14 protein-coding genes are annotated in these 20,069 nt (G+C 60.6%); 9 read left to right on the forward strand and 5 right to left on the reverse strand.

From position 1 onward, the window contains the following. The first annotated feature begins 7 nt into the window (after positions 1–7). Positions 8–1,723: a ribulokinase gene (locus tag M2103_RS11105; RefSeq protein WP_277510588.1), complete on the forward strand. Its 1,716-nt coding sequence runs from the start codon at positions 8–10 to the stop codon at positions 1,721–1,723. 172 nt (positions 1,724–1,895) lie between these two features. Here M2103_RS11105 and aspS read toward each other — a convergent pair whose 3' ends face one another. From aspS to M2103_RS11120, 3 genes are all read right to left on the reverse strand, one after another. Further along, the gene (gene aspS / locus M2103_RS11110) at positions 1,896–3,689 is read right to left on the reverse strand and encodes an aspartate--tRNA ligase (RefSeq protein WP_277510589.1); all 1,794 of its coding nucleotides are present in this window, start codon (positions 3,687–3,689) and stop codon (positions 1,896–1,898) included. A gap of 113 nt (positions 3,690–3,802) precedes the next feature. After that, positions 3,803–7,588 (reverse strand): DUF3857 domain-containing protein, encoded by a 3,786-nt coding sequence (locus tag M2103_RS11115; protein WP_277510590.1) that lies wholly within the window; start codon positions 7,586–7,588, stop codon positions 3,803–3,805. A gap of 91 nt (positions 7,589–7,679) precedes the next feature. Further along, the gene (locus M2103_RS11120) at positions 7,680–8,099 is read right to left on the reverse strand and encodes a translation initiation factor (protein WP_277510591.1); all 420 of its coding nucleotides are present in this window, start codon (positions 8,097–8,099) and stop codon (positions 7,680–7,682) included. A gap of 192 nt (positions 8,100–8,291) precedes the next feature. On the opposite strand from M2103_RS11120, the gene M2103_RS11125 reads away from it, so the two are divergent. The 4 genes from M2103_RS11125 (at position 8,292) to M2103_RS13235 (ending at position 13,062) form a co-directional block, all read left to right on the forward strand. Then, on the forward strand, positions 8,292–11,126 hold the full coding sequence (locus M2103_RS11125; protein ID WP_277510592.1) for a 2-oxoglutarate dehydrogenase E1 component: 2,835 nt from the start codon (positions 8,292–8,294) through the stop codon (positions 11,124–11,126). 84 nt (positions 11,127–11,210) lie between these two features. Continuing rightward, entirely contained in the window at positions 11,211–12,428 is a 1,218-nt protein-coding gene (gene odhB / locus M2103_RS11130; protein ID WP_277510593.1) for a 2-oxoglutarate dehydrogenase complex dihydrolipoyllysine-residue succinyltransferase, read from the forward strand. Between the two features lie 89 nt (positions 12,429–12,517). Continuing rightward, the gene (locus tag M2103_RS11135) at positions 12,518–12,799 is read left to right on the forward strand and encodes a type II toxin-antitoxin system RelB/DinJ family antitoxin (protein ID WP_277510594.1); all 282 of its coding nucleotides are present in this window, start codon (positions 12,518–12,520) and stop codon (positions 12,797–12,799) included. A 185-nt stretch (positions 12,800–12,984) separates the two neighbouring features. Beyond that, entirely contained in the window at positions 12,985–13,062 is a 78-nt protein-coding gene (locus tag M2103_RS13235; RefSeq protein ID WP_345783554.1) for a hypothetical protein, read from the forward strand. A 130-nt stretch (positions 13,063–13,192) separates the two neighbouring features. On the opposite strand, the gene M2103_RS11145 is transcribed toward M2103_RS13235, so the two are convergent. Further along, a complete protein-coding gene (locus tag M2103_RS11145; RefSeq protein WP_277510596.1) occupies positions 13,193–13,804 on the reverse strand; it encodes a hypothetical protein in 612 nt (203 codons plus the stop codon). Positions 13,805–14,307: 503 nt separating this feature from the next. On the opposite strand from M2103_RS11145, the gene M2103_RS11150 reads away from it, so the two are divergent. Together M2103_RS11150 and M2103_RS11155 are read left to right on the forward strand one after the other, a co-directional pair. After that, entirely contained in the window at positions 14,308–15,627 is a 1,320-nt protein-coding gene (locus M2103_RS11150; RefSeq protein ID WP_277510597.1) for a cytochrome ubiquinol oxidase subunit I, read from the forward strand. Between the two features lie 3 nt (positions 15,628–15,630). After that, a complete protein-coding gene (locus tag M2103_RS11155) occupies positions 15,631–16,668 on the forward strand; it encodes a cytochrome d ubiquinol oxidase subunit II (RefSeq protein ID WP_277510598.1) in 1,038 nt (345 codons plus the stop codon). Positions 16,669–16,691: 23 nt separating this feature from the next. Here the strand turns inward: M2103_RS11155 and M2103_RS11160 are convergent, their stop codons facing one another. Beyond that, entirely contained in the window at positions 16,692–17,588 is an 897-nt protein-coding gene (locus M2103_RS11160; protein WP_277510599.1) for a DUF6268 family outer membrane beta-barrel protein, read from the reverse strand. A gap of 210 nt (positions 17,589–17,798) precedes the next feature. Between M2103_RS11160 and M2103_RS11165 the strand changes: the two genes are divergently transcribed. Together M2103_RS11165 and M2103_RS11170 are read left to right on the forward strand one after the other, a co-directional pair. Next, positions 17,799–19,574, forward strand: a complete 1,776-nt coding sequence (locus tag M2103_RS11165) for a mucoidy inhibitor MuiA family protein (protein WP_277510600.1) — start codon at positions 17,799–17,801, stop codon at positions 19,572–19,574. Between the two features lie 252 nt (positions 19,575–19,826). Then, positions 19,827–20,069 (forward strand): hypothetical protein, encoded by a 243-nt coding sequence (locus M2103_RS11170; RefSeq protein ID WP_343215364.1) that lies wholly within the window; start codon positions 19,827–19,829, stop codon positions 20,067–20,069.

Consider the following 20,069-nt stretch of genomic DNA (forward strand, 5'->3'; position numbering starts at 1 on the left):
TTTTCTTATGAAACCAACACGCCCCTCGCTTGCCTCCAAAACTAAAAACGCAGCGCAAGCCGCCTTCACCATCGGCATCGATTACGGCACCAACTCCGTGCGCGCGATCATCGCGCGCTGCTCCGACGGCGCCGAGTTCGGCTCCTCCGTCTTCAACTACCCGAGCGGCGCGCAGGGCATCCTGCTCGACAAACGCGACCACAACCTCGCCCGCCAGAATCCCGCCGATCATCTCCTCGGTCTCGAAAAAAGCGTGCGCGGCGCGCTCGCCATCGCAAAAAAACAACCCGGCTTCTCGCCCGCCCGCATTATCGGCATCGGCGTTGACACGACCGGCTCGAGCCCGATCCCCATTGACAAAAACAACGTCCCGCTCGCGCTCCACAAACGTTACGCAAAAAATCTCGCCGCGCATTGCTGGCTCTGGAAGGACCACACCGCATGGCGCGAGGCCGCGCGCATCACCGGGCTCGCCGCAAAGCACCGCCCGCAATACATCGCCAAATGCGGCAACACCTATTCGTCGGAGTGGTTCTGGTCGAAGATCTGGCACTGCCTCAACACCTCTCCGAAAATCTTCGCCGCCGCTCACTCGTGGGTCGAGCTCGCCGACTGGATTCCGTCCGTGCTCGCGGGCGTGAAGGACTCCGCCGCCGTCGTGCGCGGCGTCTGTTGCGCGGGACACAAGGCGCTTTACGCAGACGACTGGGGCGGCCTGCCCGACAAGGAATTTCTAAAACTCCTCGACCCGAAACTCGCCGCGCTGCGCGACCGCCTTTACGAAAAGGCGCACGACGCCACCACGCCCGCCGGCGCGCTCTGCCCCGAATGGGCCAAGCGCCTCGGTGGACTCACCGCCGGCATCCCCATCGCGATCGGTGAAATGGACGTGCACTACGGCGCGATCGGCTCCGGCGTGCGCGAGGGCACGCTCGTCAAGGTGATCGGCACCTCGGCCTGCGATTGCGGTGTCGTTTCCGCGTCGAAAAACGTGCCCGACATCCCCGGCATTTGCGGCATCGTGCGCGGCGCGATTTTGCCCGGCTACTATGGCATCGAGGCCGGCCAGTCCGCCGTCGGCGACATCTTCAAATGGTGGGTCGAGGTCGTTTGCCAGGGCGAAGGCAAGACGCACCGCGAATTTGCCGCCGAGGTCGCGAAACAAAAACCCGGCCAGTCCGGCTTGCTCGCGCTCGACTGGAACAATGGCAATCGCAACATCCTCGTCGATCAACGCCTCACCGGCCTGCTCCTCGGCCAGACGCTTCACACCACGCGCGCCGAAATCTACCGCGCGCTCATCGAGGCCACCGCCTTTGGCGCGCGCGCCATCATCGAGCGCTTTCGCGAATACGGCGTGCCGATCAAACGCGTCGTGTGCGCCGGTGGCATCGCGGAAAAGGACCCGATGCTCATGCAAATCTTCGCCGACGTGACCGGCTGCACCATGCACGTCACCGCGTCGAGCCAGGCTTGCGCGCTCGGCGCCGCGGTGGGCGCGGCCGTGCTCGCCGGCGCGCATCGCGATTTCCCCGCCGCGCAACGCGCGATGACCGCCGTGAAGCCGCGCCACTACAAACCCATCGCGGCCAACCGCAAAACCTACGACAAACTCTACGCGCTCTACCGCCAGCTCCACGACGCCTTCGGCGGCATAAACAAATCCGCCGACCTGACAAACGTCATGAAGGACCTGCTGACCATCAAGGAATCTCAAAACTAAAATTAACCACGGAGGACACGGAGAGAAGACCAGAAAGCCAGAGAGCCAGAGGCCAGAAATCCAGATTAAGCCCAGGATGTTCGGCGCCTCTTACTCTGTGAAACTCCGTGGTTAAAAAAAGGGCGTCGCAAGCGACGCCCTGAGTAAATCATAAAAGGGTGGGGCGCTGGTCTTACTCCTCCACCGGCATCACGGTTTGGATGTGCAAATCCTTGAGCTGCTTCGCCGTGACGGGTGACGGGCTTTGCGTCATGAGGCACTGGCCTTTTTGCGTTTTCGGGAAGGCGATCACATCGCGAATGCTCGTCGTTCCGCAGAGCAGCGCGCAGAGGCGGTCGAGGCCGAACGCGATGCCGCCGTGCGGGGGCGCGCCGTAGGTGAACGCCTTGAGCATGTAGCCGAAACGGCTTTCGACCACGTCTTGCGGGATTTGAAGAACCTCCTCGAAAACTTTTTTCTGCAACGCGGGCTGGTGAATACGGATCGAGCCGCCGCCGAGTTCCATGCCGTTCAACACAAGGTCGTAGTGCTGGCCGCGCACGCGTTTCGGGTCTGTATCCAAATATTGGATATCCTCCGGCACGGGCGCGGTGAAGGGATGGTGCGTGGCGACGTAGCGCTTTTGCTCCTCGTCATAGGTCATCAGCGGGAAATCGACGACCCAGAGGAATTTCCAGTCGTCGTGGCGGATGGTGAGCTTGCCGCGTTTTACGAGCAGTTGCGCGGCGTCGAGGCGGATGCGTCCGAGGATCGCGCAGGCGCGCTCCCATTCGGCGGCGGCGAAGAAAACAATGTCGCCGTCCTCGATGGCGAGGCGCTTGGTGAGCTCGGCCTTTTCGTCGTCGGTGAAGAATTTGACGATGGGCGATTTCCATTCGCCGCCCTCGACCTTGATGAAGGCGAGGCCTTTTGCGCCGAGCAATTTGGCGGTGTCCTCGAGCGACTTGAGCTCGCCTTGCGTGATGTCCGCGAGGCCCTTGGCGTTGATCGCCTTCACGCTGCCGCCGTTGGCGACGGTGGCTTGGAAAACCTTGAAGGAGGAGTTTTTGAATGTCTCCGAAAAATCGACGAGCTCGAGCGCGAAGCGCATGTCGGGCTTGTCCACGCCGAAGCGGTTCATGGCGTCGACAAACGGCATGCGCAGGAAGGGCGTCTGCACGTCGTAGTCGAGCACATCCTTCCAGACTTTTTTCAACATGCCCTCGAAGAGGCGATACACGTCCTCGCGGTCGATGAACGACGCCTCGACGTCCACTTGCGTGAACTCCATCTGGCGGTCGGCGCGCAGGTCCTCGTCGCGGAAGCAGCGGGCGATTTGGAAATAACGCTCAACGCCGGCGACCATGAGGATTTGTTTGAATTGCTGCGGCGATTGCGAGAGCGCGTAGAACTGGCCCGGCCAGATGCGCGAGGGCACGAGGTATTCGCGCGCGCCCTCGGGCGTGGATTTGAAGAGCGCGGGCGTCTCGACCTCGATGAATTCCTCCGCGTCAAAATAATCGCGGATCGCCTTTGCCGTCTTGTGGCGGACGCGGAGGTTGTTGCGCATTTTCGGGCGGCGCAGGTCGAGGTAGCGGTAGGTGAGGCGCATGTCCTCGTTGACCTTGTCGCCGCCGGCGTCGTCGAGGGGGAATGGCGGAGTTTCGGAGATGTTGAAGAGGGTGAGCGCGGCGGCCTCGACCTCGACCTCGCCGGTGGGAAGCGCGGTGTTGACGGTGCCCTCGGGGCGTTGCGCGACCTGGCCGCTGATGGCGATGACGGACTCGGGCTTGAGGTGCGCGATGTCCTTGGCGAGCGCGGGATTCGAACTGGCTTCGAGCTTGATTTGCGTGACGCCCTTGCGGTCGCGCAAGTCGACAAAAACGATGCCGCCCTGGTCGCGGATGGTGTCAACCCAGCCGGCGAGTGTGACGGTCTGGCCGATGTCGGCCTTGGTGAGCTGTGCGCAGTGATGTGTGCTCTTCATGGGAAAAATGGAAACCGCACAGCAAATTGGACGCCCTCGCGACGTGCAAACAGAAATTGCAGACCGGAGACGTGTCTGGAACTACGCTCCCGGGCGCAAGCGTTTTTCGGTCGTTATTTTGTTTTTAACAGCACGCGCCATTGGCTGGGTTGGCTGAGGCGGCGGTTGAGTTCGAGGAGCGTTGAATAGCTTGCGGCGGGGATCACGGCGGGGTTTAGGTTGATGGTTTGCGTGATCGTGAGCGTGGTGCGGGCGTTTTCGGTTTTGGTTGCCGTGGTGACTGCGACCTGGCCGTAGTCGCCGGGCCCGGTCCATGCGAGGTTTTCGGGGGCGGCTTCAACTTCGAGACCTTCGGGGAGCGTGATTGTCCACTGGATTGTGGAGTCGCGGTGCGCGGTGGCGAAGAGGGGGTGGATGCGGGTGTCGGGGCCGGCGGGCGTGGGCGAGGTTGAGGCGGCGGGGAGTTGAAAGTAGAGGTAGTCGCCGCTGCGGACCGCGTAGCGGGCGACGTCGGCGGAGAACGAATAGGTGGCGGGGTAGTCAAGGTTGGTCTCGAAGCCGCCGCGTGGTTGGGCGGCTTGCGAAATCCATGTCATGCACGACTGGTGATAACGGTCGCGGTCCTCGGGTGTCATTTCGGTGAAGCGGCGCTTGAGGCTTTCGTGGTTGGCGCCGTAGTGGGGCGCGGTGAATGTGACCGCGGCGTCGCCTTCGGGGGAGAGGATTATTTGCCAGTCTGTGCGGCTGGTGGTTTGGTATTTGGGCGCGGGGGTGATTGTTTCGATTTTTCCGGTGGCGAGTGCAATGACCATGCAATCCTCGAGCGAGGTGGCGTGCGGGTCGGCGTAAAGGCTGAGGTGGTCGAGGTAGCAGGTTTCGCCGTCCGCCTGGACGCGAACTGCGAGGTGGCTGAAGGAATCGGTGGGGAAGAGGTCGTCTTCCTGCCAATAGAATTTTGTGACACGCGAGGCGGCGAGGAGGAATTCGGGTTCGAGGCCGGCGGCGCGTAGGAGCGCGGCGAGGAGGATGGCGCGGTCGGCGGTGTTGCCGTAGGCGTCGGCCAGGGTTTTTTCGGCGGGCGTGAGGCAGGAGAGCGGCAGGTCGGTGAAGTTGGGGCCGGCGTTGCGGACGTGGCGGGCAATGTAATCGCGGATGGCGACGACGCGGTCGGTTTCGGTTTTGGCGGCGGCGGTGAGTTCGGCGGCCTTGGCACGGATGGCGGCGGTGGGTTCGGCGAGGGGCGCGACGGCGGCGTTGATGAGGTGCGCGTAATCGGCGGGGTTGTTAAGCGTGGTGGCTTGATAAACGGGGCCGAGATAGGAGCGGGGCGGGAGCGCTCCTTCGCGGGGCGAGGCGGTGCGGGAGCCGCTGACGCGGAAGCGGGTTCCTGTTTTCGGATTTTGGTTTTCGTCTGGGGAATCGGCGAGCGCGGCGAGTGCGGGGGTGGTGGAGAGGTTTACGCCGGCGGCGGTGTTGAGGGTGAATGTGTAGGCGTCGATGGGATCGAAACCAAAATAGGACTGCGAGAGGGCGAACCAGGGTTTGTTTTTGTGGGTGGTGGTGATTTGGGTGTCGATGGTCGCGCCTTCCTCGACGCCGGGGAGCGAGATGACCATGGTTTTTGCGGCGGGGTAGCGCGGGGCGCGGGCAACCCAGGGGGCGTCCATGATGTTGATTTCCTCGGGGGAGACGGTGCGCGTGCCGCCGTCCTTGAGTGTGACGGTGGCGTGGTCAAGCGTGACGGTTTCCCAGACGGGGTTGTAGTTGAGCTTGATTTCGGAGTGATTTTTTTTGCCCGCGTAGGTGAGCACTTGCTTGCGGACGGCGCGGCGGCGCGTCCAGTTGTGCGCGTCGTCGAGCGTGATGGTGAGTTCGTTGTTGAGGGTGCGGATGTCGGGGGTGAGTTGCGTTTTGGATTTGGCGGCGAGCACGGGGGCCTGGCGGTCGGAATACTCTATGTCCTTGAGGGCGTCCTTGAGTTGCGCGTAGGGTTCGCCCTCGGCCACGCGGGGGGCGCGGAGGCGCATGGCGAGTTTGCCGGTGATGACGTTTTTGTTTCGCGTGAAAGTTTTTTCGTAGGTGACGGCGGGGAGTTCGACGCGGGTTTCGTCGGGAAGGGCGAGGGTGTCCCCGATGCGCGGCGGGAGGTTTAGCGTGAGCGTTTCGTCGAGGCCGCAGGTGTAGGGGATTTCGAGGGGGAAGCGGCGTTTGGCGAGCGCGGTGCCGTTGCCGAGAAAGCGCGAGGCGATGGAGAAGTCGGCGCCGAACCAGGGTGTGTTGAGAATGGTTTTCCCCCGGGCAACGGTGAAGTAGTCGGGCGCCGAGAAGGAGATCGCGGCGTGGAGGGGCCGGGTGGTGTCCATCGCGTTGCGCGGGGTGATTTCGTGCGCGGTGAGGGTGGCGCCGGGGATTTGATTTTTGAGGAGGGTTTCGAGCCAGCGGCGGATGTCCTCGGGCTTGGCGCGGGCGAATGAGCCGCGGTAGGCGTTGTCGTTGATGCCGCTGAAGTCGAGCGTGATGTCGCCGGTGGCCGAGCCGTCGTCGGCAATGGTGATGCGCGTGGCGGCGCGGAGCATGTTTTCCTCGGGCGGGGCGACGGGCGAGACGCGGAGTGTGTCGCCTTCGGCGCGGGCTACGAGGTAGCTTTTGTTGGCGAGGTAGCTGGGGAAGAGGTCGGCGGTGTTTTCGTCGGTCGAGTCCATGAGGATGTCGGTGCCGTCGGCGAGGCGGACGGCGGTGACGGCGTGGTTGAAATAAATTTTCGGGACCTCGGGATCAACGAGCGGGCCGGCGTTGATGAGGACGGGCGCGGCGTCGAAGCCGGCGGCGCGGAGCATGGTGACGAGGAGCGCGGCCTTGTCGCGGCAAACGCCGTAGCGGTTGTTGAATGTGAGGCTGACGTCGTGGGGTTCGAAGCCGGGCGAATCTTTTTCGAGGGTGATGCCCATGTAGCGGATTTCCTGCGAGACGAAGCGGAAGACGCGGCGGATTTTTTCGTCGTCGGTGAGCGGCGCGGTGGAGCCGGCGGGCGGCGCGATGAGCTCGGCGACCTTGGCGTCGATTTCGGGCGTGCTGGCGAGGTGGGGTTCGCAGATGGAGGAATACCATTTGGAAACTTCCTCCCAAGTGGCGACGGTGCTGACGAGGAGGCGTTGCGTGCAAATGTAGAAGGCGGGCATCGAGGGTTCGGGAAACGCCTGGGGGACGTCGCGCGCGGTCCATGTGTGGATGATTTCATCTCCCTCGACGCGGGTGGCGGCGGTGAGCGTGTCGCCGTTTTTGTCGAGGATGGCGGTGGCTGCGAGGGGTTTGTCCTTCGGGCCGCGAACTTCATAGGTGCTGCGGATGATCGGGCTGGTGCTCTCGAAGGATTGCCAGTCGCAGAAGGTGTCTTTCATGCGCGGACGCTTGGTGGTGGTTTCCTTGACGATGTGCAGGGTGTCGCCGACCTTGAGGCCGGGGAGCGCGAGGGTGAGGATTTTGTTGTTCGGGTCGTAGATGTTTGCGGCCATCGACCGGCGGTTGGTCATTTCCTTTGTGTTGGCGGCGATGTCGATGGGCGTGGCCGTGCCGTCGGGGTGAATGATGCGGGCGAGTGTGACGACGGTGCTTTCGTAAAAGATATTATAGGCCATGCTGTGGGTGCGGTTTTCGCGGAGGCCTTTTTCGGTGAGGATTTTCACGAACGTTTCGGCGCGTGTGAAAGCCGAACCGTCGGCGGCGTAACGGGTGCGGATGATTTCGTCCACAAGAACGGAATCGGCGTCGGGGTAGTGCCCGGTGGTGACGGTGTCGAGCGGGGGAAGGGGTGAGGAAAAAGCTGAAGGGCTGAAAGGCTGAAGGGCTGAAAGGACGAACAGAAAAGAGAGCGCGAGCGCGGGGAGATGGCGTTGTGACATGGGAAAATGTTTTTTGGATAAGACTGATCAGTCGGATAAGACTGCCGGGATGGATAGGACCGTTGTTGAAAGAAAATGTGACCTGCGATTTTCAGCCGCCGGCGAACACCGGACGGAAGCCGGCCTCGGCAAGGATGCGGGCGACTTCGTCGCGCTTGTCGCCCTGGATTTCGATGCGGCCGTCCTTGACCGTGCCGCCGGTGCCGCAGACGGCGCGCATTTTTTTGGCGAGCGCCTCTTTTTCGGGGAGGCCGATGCCGGTGAAACCGCGCGCGACCGTGACGGTCTTGCCACCGCGCCCGGCTTTTTCGCGAACCACGTCAACGCGGCCGCGGTTTTTTGCGGGCGCGGTGGACTTGGGCTGCGTTACAGGCGGAGATGATTGTGGCGCTGGCGCGGATGCGGGGGCGGGTTTCAGATTTTCCAAACCCGAAAGCGATGCGAAGACGTTTTGCGTGAGGTCCCGTCCGCCGTCGGTCGGAATTTTTCGCGTGTGTTTGTCGGCGCTCATGATGCGGTGGTTTCGTGTGTCTTGTGTGAAGCGGATGGCGGTGTTTTGCGTCGGATTACGCTGCTTGATGGAGCGGCGCGCAATCCATTACTAACGGACAAACACAATGCGGAACGCGGCGATCTTGCGCGCGCCCCTTTCATCTTGAGCCGCGGAGCCCGCGCGTGTATCGTTCGCCCAAACAATTCAGCAATGAACTCGCTTTCATTTCCGACGCGCGCGAATGCCGATTTGATCGAGGCCGCATACCGTGGCTGGCTCGACGATCCCGATTCGGTCGATCCCACGTGGCGCGCGTTTTTCCAAGGCTTCATGCTCGGCAACGGCGCGGCGGCCACGCCCGCGTCAATCGGCGCCGCGCTCGCGGGCGCGCCGGCCATCGACTCGCTCAAGCAATCGCAAGTCCACTCGCTCATTTACCACTACCGCAGCATCGGGCATTTGCAGGCGCATCTCGACCCGCTCTCGCCGGCGCCCGGGCCGGCGTCGCGCCTTTCGCTCGCCGAGTTCGGGCTGGCCGGGGCGGACCTCGACGAGTCGTTCGACGTCGGCCACTATCTCGACGGAGGGCGGATGCGTTTGCGCGACCTGATCGCCGCGCTGCAAAAAACCTACTGCGGCACGATCGGCGTCGAGTATATCCACATTCAGGACACGGAGGTGCGCCGCTGGATTCAGTCGGCGATCGAGCCGAATCATTTCCAGCCCGCGTTCAACAAGGCCGAGAAAACGCGCATCCTCCGGCGGCTCCACAAGGCCGAGCTTTTCGAAAAATTTCTCCACACAAAATACGTCGGCCAAAAACGTTTCTCGCTCGAAGGCGGCGAGACGTTCATCGCCGCGCTCGACGCGATAATAGAGCGCTGCCCCTCGCTCGGCGTCGAGGAAATCGTGATGGGCATGGCGCATCGTGGACGCCTCTCCGTGCTCGCGAACATTCTGCGAAAACCCTTCGACGTTTTGTTCGAGCAGTTCTCGGAAAACTACCTGCCCAACACCGTCGCGGGCGATGGCGACGTGAAATACCACCTCGGTTTCGGGGCGATTCTGAAAACATCCTCCGGCGCGCAAGTCGAGGTGCGCCTCGCGGCAAATCCCTCGCACCTCGAAATCGTGAACCCCGGCGTCGAGGGCAAGACGCGCGCGCGCCAGCGCATCCGCGGCGACACCGAGGCGCGCGGCAAAGTCATCCCGCTTCTCGTCCACGGCGACGCCGCGCTCGCGGGCCAGGGCATCGGCGCCGAGACGCTCCAGTTTTCCCAACTCCCCGGCTACCGCACGGGCGGCACCGTTCACATCGTGATCAACAACCAGATCGGTTTCACCACGATGCCCGACGACGCGCGCTCCACGCGCTACTGCACCGACCTCGCAAAAATGGTCGACGCGCCGGTCTTCCACGTCAACGGCGACGACCCCGAGGCCGTCTGCCTCGCCGCGCTCCTCGCGCTCGAATTCCGCCAGACGTTTCATCGCGACGTGTTTGTTGACATGTATTGCTACCGCCGCCACGGGCACAACGAATCCGACGAGCCCGCGTTCACGCAACCCACGCTCTACCGGCGCATCGCCTCGCACCCGCACGTCTCCGAAATCTACACGAAACAACTCATCGCCGAGGGCACGCTCACCGCCGCCGACAGCGCCGCCATCCAGGCCGAATACACCGCCGCGATGGACGCCGCCTTCGCAAAGGCAAAAGCCGCCGAGGCCGCCGCCGCCGCGCGCCCGCCCGAGGAATACGATCCGTCCACCCAGCGCTTCCGCGGCTCCAACGCCGTTTTCCAGCCGCCCTACAAACACACGCCCGTCGCCACCGGCGTCCCGCGCGAACTCATCGAAAAAGTCACGCGCGCCCTCACAACCATTCCCGACGGATTCAGCATCAACTCAAAAATCAAGCGCCTGCTCGACAACCGCGCGAAAGCGCTCGCCGCCGACGGCCCCGTCGATTGGGGCTATGGCGAGGCGCTCGCGCTTGGCACGCTGCTCGTGGAAGGCACGCCCGTGCGCCTGAGCGGACAGGATTGCGAACGCGGCACATTCTCGCACCGCCACGCCGTCCTCTACGACCAGGAAACGCGCGCGCGCCACATCCCGCTCCAAAACCTCTCGCCCGACCAGGAGCGCTTCTGCGTCTACAACTCGCTCCTCTCCGAGGCCGCCGTGCTCATGTTCGAATACGGCTACTCGATGGACTACCCCAAAATGCTCTGCATCTGGGAGGCGCAATTCGGCGACTTCGCCAACGGCGCGCAAGTCGCCATCGACCAGTTCATCGTCAGCTCCGAGTCAAAATGGCAGCGCAGCACCGGCCTCGTGCTCCTGCTCCCCCACGGCTACGAGGGCCAGGGCCCCGAGCACTCCAGCGCCCGCCTCGAACGCTTCCTCCAAGCCTGTGCCGAAAACAACATCCAAGTCGCCAATCCCACCACGCCCGCGCAAATCTTCCACCTCCTGCGCCGCCAGATGAAACGCGATTTTCGCAAACCGCTCATCGTGATGTCGCCCAAATCCCTCCTGCGCCATCCCGCCGCGGTCTCGCGTATCCAAGATTTCAATACAGGCGGTTTTCAGGAAATCCTCGACGACCCCGCGTGGGCCGACTGGCAATCCTGCCCGCTCCCCGGCGCGTCTCCCGTGGAAAAAATCGAGGCCACGTCGCACCGCCCGCCGGGTCGCATCATTCTCTGCTCCGGCAAGGTTTATTACGACCTCTGCGACTACCGCGCGCGCAACAAAATCACCGACACCGTCATCCTGCGCATCGAGCAACTCTACCCGCTCCACCGCAACCGCATCGCCGAACTCGCCGACACCTACGGTCACGGCGGCCACCTCGTCTGGTGCCAGGAGGAACCGCAAAACATGGGCGCGTGGACATGGATCGCGCCGCAACTCGAGGAAATCTTCGGACGCAAAGCCACCTACGCCGGCCGCAAACCCGGTGCCAGCCCCGCCGTCGGCGCCCTCGCCCTGCACAAACGCGAACTCACCATGCTGCTCCGCGACGCGTTTAACCTCTGAAAAATCCTATTCCCGACTCAGCCCGCCACAAGTCGTCACACGTCGATTCCCGTCGATACAAACAACAACCCACCCAATCCCCCTATGAGCCTCCTCGAAGTCAAAATCCCGCCCGTGGGCGAATCGATAACCAGCGGCATCCTCGCCAAGTGGCACGTGGCCGACGGCGAAATCGTCAAACAAGACCAGCCGATCTTCGAACTCGAAACCGACAAAATAACAAGCGAGGCAACCGCCGAGGCCGCCGGCAAAATCACGCTCAAAGTTGCCGACGGTGCCGAGGTAAAAATCGGCCAAGTCGTCGCCACAATCGACACCTCCGTAGGGGCGTCGCTTGCGACGCCCGGATTGAGTGGCACGGGCGACTCGCCCGTGGCTCCGGGTAACACGAACACCCCGCCCGCATCCCCCGCGGTCCAGCGCCTCGCCGCCGAAACCGGCATCGACCCCGCAACCATCCAAGGCACAGGCAAGGACGGCCGCGTGACAAAAGCCGACATGTTGGGAAAGGCTGAAGCGCTGAAGGCTGAAAGCCTGAAAGCCCAATCCACGCCGCCCGCACCACCTCAGCCTTCAACCTTCAGTTCTTCAGTTCTTCCTTCCGAGCGGCAGACTCGGAAGAAAATGTCGCCCTTGCGCAAACGCATCGCCGAACGCCTCGTGCAGGCGCAGCACCAAGCCGCGATGCTCACCACCTTCAACGAATGCGACATGTCCGCCGTCATCTCCCTGCGCACCAAATATCAGGACGACTTTGTGAAACGCCACGGCATCAAACTCGGCTTCATGTCATTTTTCACAAAGGCGGTTGTCCACGCCCTGCAAGCCGTCCCGGCAATCAACGCGCAGATCGACGGCGACACGATTATCCAAAACAACTACTACGACATCGGCGTCGCCGTCTCCTCCGAAAAAGGCCTGATGGTTCCCGTCCTCCGCGACTGCGACAAAGCCGGCCTGGCCGACATCGAAAAACAACTCGCCGCGCTCGCCAAAAAAGCCCGCGACGCCAAAATCACGCTCCCCGAACTCGAAGGCGGCGTCTTCACGATTACCAACGGAGGCATCTTCGGCTCGATGCTCTCGACACCGATCATCAACACCCCGCAAAGCGCCATCCTCGGCCTCCACGCCATCAACGACCGCCCCGTCGCCATGAACGGCCAGGTGGTCATCCGCCCGATGATGTATCTCGCCCTGAGCTACGACCACCGCCTCGTGGACGGCAAGGAAGCGGTCACCTTTCTCGTCAAAGTAAAACAAGCCATAGAAGACCCCGCGCTGCTGATGCTGGGAGTGTGACTATTAGAAAACACAACGCAATGCACGCGTCTCCAAGCGCAATACCTCCGCTTGACACAATGAGTCAAATTGAGCCACTTTGAGCCATCATGGTAACCGCAACACAGACAACCCAGATTCGCATTCGCGTGCCCGCCAGGCGCATGAAGAAAGTGCAGAAGCTGTTCGATGAAATGGGCACCGACGCCACCGGCGCCATCAACATGTTTCTCGCGCAGGTCGAGCGCAATGGCCGCCTGCCCTTCGAGGTTGTCGCGCGCGAAATGCCCAACGCCGCCACCCGCGCCGCCATGCGCGAGGCGGATGAACTTGCGAAACGCCCCGCCTACGCCAGCAAGAAAGACTTTTTTGCCGCGCTTAAGTCGAAATGAATTACAATTTCACCAAGCAGTTCCGAGAGGATTACGCCAGACGCATCGAGGGCACGCGCTTGGAATCCGACTTCGAGAAACTGTTTGACCTTCTTGTGACCGGGCAGCCGTTGCCGCCCGTTTAGCGCGACCACGCGCTTGTTGGAAATTGGAAAGGCCACCGGGATTGCCACCTGCGCAGCGACATGGTGCTCGTCTACAAAATCGAAGGTGACACGATTGTCTTCACGCGCATCAACACCCACAGCGAATTGTTCGGCTGATCGTCTACTTTGCGGGACGATGTTCGACATGCCTTTATGGATGTTTGGCAGGTGCAAATCGCGAAACAGGAAGGTTGCAAACTCGACACCAGCGACGCCGGCATGCTGGTCGACTGGCCGGATGATACGGTCAAAGTCTAGACGTATTGACGATGCCGCCCCCTGCTTTACCAGAATACGTCCAACGGGACATGGCCCCTGAAAGGGAAGGGCGGCTTCCGTGGCTTCTTATAAAGAACAAGCAGATTGCGTGCGTAATGAGGCTGGCATATGCATCGATTATTTCATTGGCCGGGTTTTGGGCTCCTCTGGTTTTTCTTAGACTGTATGACGATCCAGAAGACGGACGTGGTGGCATTGTATTCCTTTTTGCGTTTCCAATGTATATCTTTTCCGCAGTCGTTGCGCCCATGGCATGGTTTGCGTTGAGGCGGCGTTTCAAAATAGACGGGAGTGTTCGTTTTTCCGGTATTGGCGCTTTGGGATTTAGTTTATTGATAATTTCAATTTCGCCAATTCTCACGTGCAGCGCAGGAATTCTAATAAGCATGGTTCGTTTCTGGTAGGCGCCCAAAGACGTTAAAAAATGCCGCCATATCAAACAAACCAAGATCAAGAGATCGTCCTCGTTAAGAATAAACAAGGCAGTTGGCTCACCAGGCTTTCGATTGCGGCTGCGATTCCAATACTTGGATTCTGGATTCCCATGTTGATTTTGGGGCCAATTGGTTTTTTGGAGCATAGGCACGCATTGACCTCAATAATCATCAGCTTTTATGTTGTTAGTATGGCAACGAGCCCGATTCCCGGGCTTATCGCTTTTATGCTTTTGATCCGGCAAATTAATGAGGATAAGTTTTTGGGAAACAAAATACTATTTTCACGCATACGGATGCTTGGATATTTTCTATTGATATGCTGCCTCATGCCAATTGGGCATTTTATTACATTCATACTCCAAGATTAGGGCAGCTTGAAAATTGAAAAACAACGGGACCATTCTGCTTTTTTCGTGGAGCGCAAGATACTCTCCTTACTATATGGGCGATTTTTCGAATGTTCCTTTAGTGTATGCCTTTTAGGAATTTGTTGTCGCGGTCAAAGGTGCAGGCATCGCTTTGTGTGTTTTTTCACCCGCTATCCATCCCAATTTTTAAAAAACCTTTGTAAAAAACGTTTTGGCCGGCCGTGTGCATGCAAAAGGGGTTTACCTGAGGCTGTTTGGGCGGCAATATCCGGCGCATAATGGACGACCTACTTGCCGCACGCGCCACGATTGCTTTCTCACTGGGGTTTCACATCATTTTTGCGTCGATTGGCATGACCATGCCGTTCTTCATGTCGGCGGCCCACTGGCGATGGCTCAAAACCAAGGACCCCGCCCATCTTGAGCTCACAAAAATGTGGATGCGCGGCGTCGCCATTCTTTTTGCCGTGGGCGCGGTTTCGGGCACCGTGGTCGCGTTCCAGCTCGGGCTGCTCTGGCCCGGCTTCATGAAACACGCGGGACCGATTTTCGGCATGCCGTTTTCGTGGGAGGGCTCGGCATTTTTTGTCGAGGCGGTTGCCATCGGGTTGTTCCTTTACGGCTGGGGGCGCATGAAGCCGTGGCTGCACTGGGCCACGGGGCTCGTTGTCGGCATCGCGGGTTTTACCTCGGGGATTTTTGTCGTCGCGGCCAACGGCTGGATGAACACGCCCGCCGGATTTGACTGGGTGGAGGGCGCGGCAATCAACATCGACCCCGTCGCCGCGATGTTCAACAAGGCGTGGCTTCACCAGACAATTCACATGCAGCTCGCCGCGCTTCAGGCCGTGGGATTCGGGGTGGCGGGCATCCACGCGGCGTTTTATTTGCGCGGCAAGGCGAGGGAGATGCACTTGGGCGCGCTCAAAATTGCGCTCACCTTTGGCGCGGTGGCGTCGTTGCTCATGCCTTTCTCGGGACACTTCGCCGGGCAGCGCGTCGCGGAATACCAGCCCGCCAAACTCGCCGCCGCCGAGGGGTTGTTTGTGACGACCACAAACGCCCCGCTCATCATCGGCGGCATTCCTGACGTGGAAACGCAAACCGTGCGCTACGCCATCGAGATCCCCGGCGCGTTGAGTTTTCTTGCGCACAACGATTTCAACACCGCGGTCACCGGGCTCGACCAAATTCCGCGCGAGGACTGGCCGCCCGTGGTCGTCACGCACTTCGCGTTTCAGGTGATGGTTGGCATCGGCGGCATCCTCGCGTTGATGGCCGTGCTCTATTTCGTTTTCCTGAAAAAGAAACGATGGCCGGGCTGGTTTATGAAGGCGCTCATCATTTGCGCGCCGCTCGGGTTTATCGCCATCGAGGCCGGGTGGGTCGTGACCGAGGTGGGACGGCAGCCTTGGATTATACAAGGCGTCATGAGAACCAAGGACGCCGTCACGCCGGTGCCCGGAATGCAGTATCATTTGTATTTGTTGTTTGTGCTCTACGCGATCATCACCGTCGCGGTGGTCTGGCTTTTCAAGCGGCAGGTGCGCGGCATGCACAAGCGGCTCGATGACACGGAACCCTCAACGAAAGCCTGAGCCATGACACACATCCTTATCTTTTTCATCGGCGCGTCGCTCCTGCTTTACGTGCTGCTCGGCGGCTCGGATTATGGCGCGGGCATTCTTGAGTTGTTGTCCATGCGCTCCAAAAAACTGCGCCGTGAGCAAACGCGCGCTATCAATCATGCGATGGGGCCTGTGTGGGAGGCGAACCACGTGTGGCTCATCCTGATCGTGGTTATTTTGTTCATGGGATTTCCCCTCGCGTTCACCACGCTCATGACCGCGCTGCACGCGCCGTTGCTCGCGTTGCTCGTCGGCATTGTCGTGCGCGGGGCGACATTCAGTTTTCGCTATTACGATCCCGTGCAGGATGAAAAAACGCAGCGCGTTTACACGATACTTTTCGGAGGCTCGAGCCTGTGGACCGCGATGTGGCTCGGCATTATTGCGGGAACGCTGAACCGCGGCACAATCCCCCTTGCGCGCGCGGTCGGCGAGGTCGGCGCGGTGGACGCCTACATTCTCCCGTGGCTCGACTTGTATCCGTTTTGCGTGGGTCTGTTCGTGACGTGCATCTTCGCGTTTTTGGCGAGTGTGTATATGGTGGGCGAGACCAAGGAGCCTGAGCTCAGAAACGTATTCACGCGCCGGGCGGCGATTTCCAACGTGTGTGTTTTTGTCGCCGGCGGCGTGGTGTTTCTCGCGTCGCTGCTGGAGGCCAAAAGTCTTTTCGCCCTGTTTCTTGAGCGCCCCGCCGCGATTTCGGCGATCGTGATTGCCGTGCTTTTGTTCGTGGCGCTTTGGAAATTTATAAAATTGCGCAATGTTGTTTTCGCCCGCGTGGTCGCCGCCGGGCAGGTCACGATGATCCTTCTTGGCTGGTGGCTGCTTTACGCGCCCAACGCAATAATCACGACCGAGGGGCCGGTGAGTTTCTACGAGGTCGCCGCGCCGCGCGCCACGCAGCTGCAGCTCATGCTCGCCCTGCTGGTCGGCAGCTGCATTATATTCCCAAGCCTGTTTTTCCTGCTGCGCGTGTTCAAGACCAGGAGCGAAACCGGGGCCGCGAATTGATATTGGAGCCGCGGTCCCGATTATCACATTTTTATATTCACGCCGGCGGTTATGTAGGCGGACGATTTTCCCTTTAGCTCGTAATCAATGTCGTGATAATCAAAACGCCGGTCGACCATCCAACCGGCTTCGAGTGACAGGCTCACGCGGCGGGCGACTTTATACGAGGCGTTCACGCCGGCGCGTATTTCGCGATAGTTCACGTAAGTGTTGGCCAGGTCGGCGCGGTTGGTTTTTCCCGGGGCTTTTGTGGTGCGATAACCGCCGCCTTGCATGGTGGCGCCGAGACCGAGTTCGAGCGCCTTCGTCGCCTGCCACATCACGCCGACGCGCGGAAACCCGAGATTGAGCGACCAGTCTTCGGCAAGCGCGCACCGCATGCTCACCACCGGCATCACTTTATATTCGCCGAACGGATTCACGCTCACGCCAAAAGACCACCTCGTGCCGTTGGACTGGGTGTAGTTGGCGATTGCCATCACGGGCACATTGATTGTGCGCCATGTGTAGTGCTCAAAATCGCCGTAGTATCCCGGGCGCGCAAAAATTGCCCCGCGCCATTTTTCAGAGAACACCTGCGTGATGCCGGCGTTCACGGTGATCGTGCCGAGGCGCTCCGGCGCGGGCACGGAGTCGTCGGAGTCGATTTCGTTTATTGAGAACGCGGCGCCGAACCCGAGGAACGTCGCCTTGCCGAGCGCCAGGCGCCCCGACGCGCTCAGGCTGAAATTATTGACCGACGTCTCTCCGGAAGTCTCGTTGTGTTTGTAGCCGGATTTCCCCGAATACGAGTGGGACGCGGAAAGACTTTCAAGCAGCGACGGATGAAATGTGGCCGAGGCGGTCTGGGCGTGCGCGTGAAGTGACGCGAACGCGGCGATAAGAAACGCTGCAAGTGGTGCGAGTGGGCGGGTTTTCATGTGAAACAACAAGTGTGAAGATTGCAGCGTGAGACCTCAAGGGCTCATCCGTGTTCATAAATACATTTTGGAACCGCGGGGATATTTTCCAAACGCATGACATTTTCCTTACAAATGGCTGACGCCCCGCTGACAATCCCTCCGCCGGTTTCCGATATTCTGCGCGCACACTTTTAGGCAAAACCCGAACCGCTTATCAACATCACCAACATGAAAACAACCCGCACCACACCACCATCCCGCAAACGCGTTTCCGCCGGCGCAATCACACTCGCGCTCGGCCTGACGCTCGCCGCCACAAGCGCCTTTTCAAAACCCATGACAAATCCAACACCCACCCAATCAAAAATCACCGCCGCCACCGTTTACACCGACCGCGCCATCGTCACGCGCGCCGCGCGCATCGAGCTGCCGGCGGGCGAATCGCACATCATCCTCGAAAAACTGCCCGCGTCGCTTGTCGACGCCTCCGTGCAAGTCAACGGCCGCGGCACGGCCGAGGCCACCATCCTCGATGTTTCCACGCGCGTTACCTACACGAGCAACGCCGCCGAGGTTGACCTGCCGCGAGTCAACGCACTCCAGGAGGAGATCGCCGGCATCGAGCAGGCCATGCGCAAGCTCAACGACCGCGGCACCGTCCTCAAGCAGCAGGCCAAGCTGCTCGACCGCATTGAGGGCGTGATTGTCGCCTCGCCGCCGAGCGGTTCCGACGCGCCGCCCCCGTCGTTGGAAAACCTGCAAAAGCTCATGGAATTTTCCGGCGAGAAACGCGAAAAACTCGCGGCCGACACGCAGGCGCTCGACCTCGAAATCGCCGAGACAAACAAGAAGCTCGGCACGCTCCGCGCGCAATTAAACATGATCATGCGCGGCGCGCGCCCCGACAATAAAAGCTACAAGACTGTCACGGTGCGCGTTGCCGCCGCGAAAGCCGGCTCGCTCGATCTCAGCGTTGCCTACACCGTGCCTAATGCCAGCTGGTCGCCGTCCTACGATGTGCGCATGCGCTCCGACGATCGCGCGGTCGAGCTCACTTACTTCGGCATCGTGCGCCAGGCGACCGGCGAGGATTGGGACGACATCGCGCTCACGCTCTCGACCGCGCGCCCCTCGCTTGGCAGCGCCGCGCCCGTCCTCAACCCGTGGATACTCGACGTGTTCGTGCCGCGGCCTGCTGTTAAACTTGATGCAATGATGGAAAGGCGATACGCCTCACCGCAACAGATGAAAATGGCCGAGTCCCAAGTCTTCAATGCAGCCGCCACAACTGAAATGGTCGTAGAGGAAATGGCCGAAAAGGACATCGCCATCGCCACCGCGAGCGTGGACGCGTCCACCACCAGCGCGACATTCAAAATCCTCGCGGCCACGAGCATCCCGAGCGACAACACGCCGCAGAAAGTCAGCATCACGGTCAACAAACTCGACGCCAAACTCCAGTATCAGGCAACACCCGCGATGCAGGAGACGGCGTTCCTCAGCGCCTACGTCACAAATTCGACCGAGTATCCGTTCCTCGCAGGGCCGGCGAACATCTTCCTCGACAACGCGTTTGTCTCCACTTCGTCGCTCAAGTCGGTGATGCCCACTGAAAAGTTCGAGGTCTCGCTCGGCGCCGACGAGGGCGTGGCAATCAAGCGCCGCGTTGTGAACCGTTTCGCCGAAAACACCGGGCTGACCGGCAAGGGCCGCCGCGTGACCTACGAGTTCATGGTCACGATCACGAACAACAAAAAGACCGCCGAGCGCGTCGTGTTCAAGGAGGCGCTTCCGCTTTCGCGCAACGAAAAGATCGTCGTGAAACTCATCACGCCCGCCGAGAAGGATGTGGGCACGCTCGAAAAACCCGGCAAGGAAGTGACGCGCGAGGAGGACAACAAACTCGTGTGGCGCCTCGACCTTCAACCCGGCGAAAAACGCGAGGTTCCGCTCAAGTTCAGCGTCGAATATCCAAGCGATGTGCAAGTGACCGGACTGGAATAATTCCAAAAAGAAGTTGGTGGGGCAGGGCGGTTTCACAAGGCCGCCCTGCGTTTTTTTGTGAGTTTCCGTGGACGTTCGAAGCCGGACGCCCACGGAGCCTGTCTCGTAAAAAAAGACGCCTCGCCGCGATTTTTCTGGCAAGTGAAATTGCCCGTCGCATTATTCATTGGAAATTAACCAAACGCCCGGCAAAACCGATCGGGGATGCCGGCGGCACGTTCGTCCAATTTTTAATTTTCAGCCCGGTTCGTCATGACAACTCTCCAGTCAAACAGATCAGAGCGATCACAAGATTTTGTGAAACGATCCTCTTTGTATCAGGAATTTCTGGCGGAGCGTGAGGAGATACTGCGCCACAAATGGCTCGAGTCCGAGCGCCTCGGCTATGACATCGGTTTTGAGCGCGCATTGCTCGACTGGATTCGCAAGCACCGCGAAGGCTGGCGCACGGCGCGCCGCGCGCAAACCCCGCCCTGTTCCGCGAACAGGCAATAA

Origin of the sequence: Ereboglobus sp. PH5-5 (assembly GCF_029504805.1) — a bacterium.
Lineage (GTDB): Bacteria > Verrucomicrobiota > Verrucomicrobiia > Opitutales > Opitutaceae > Ereboglobus.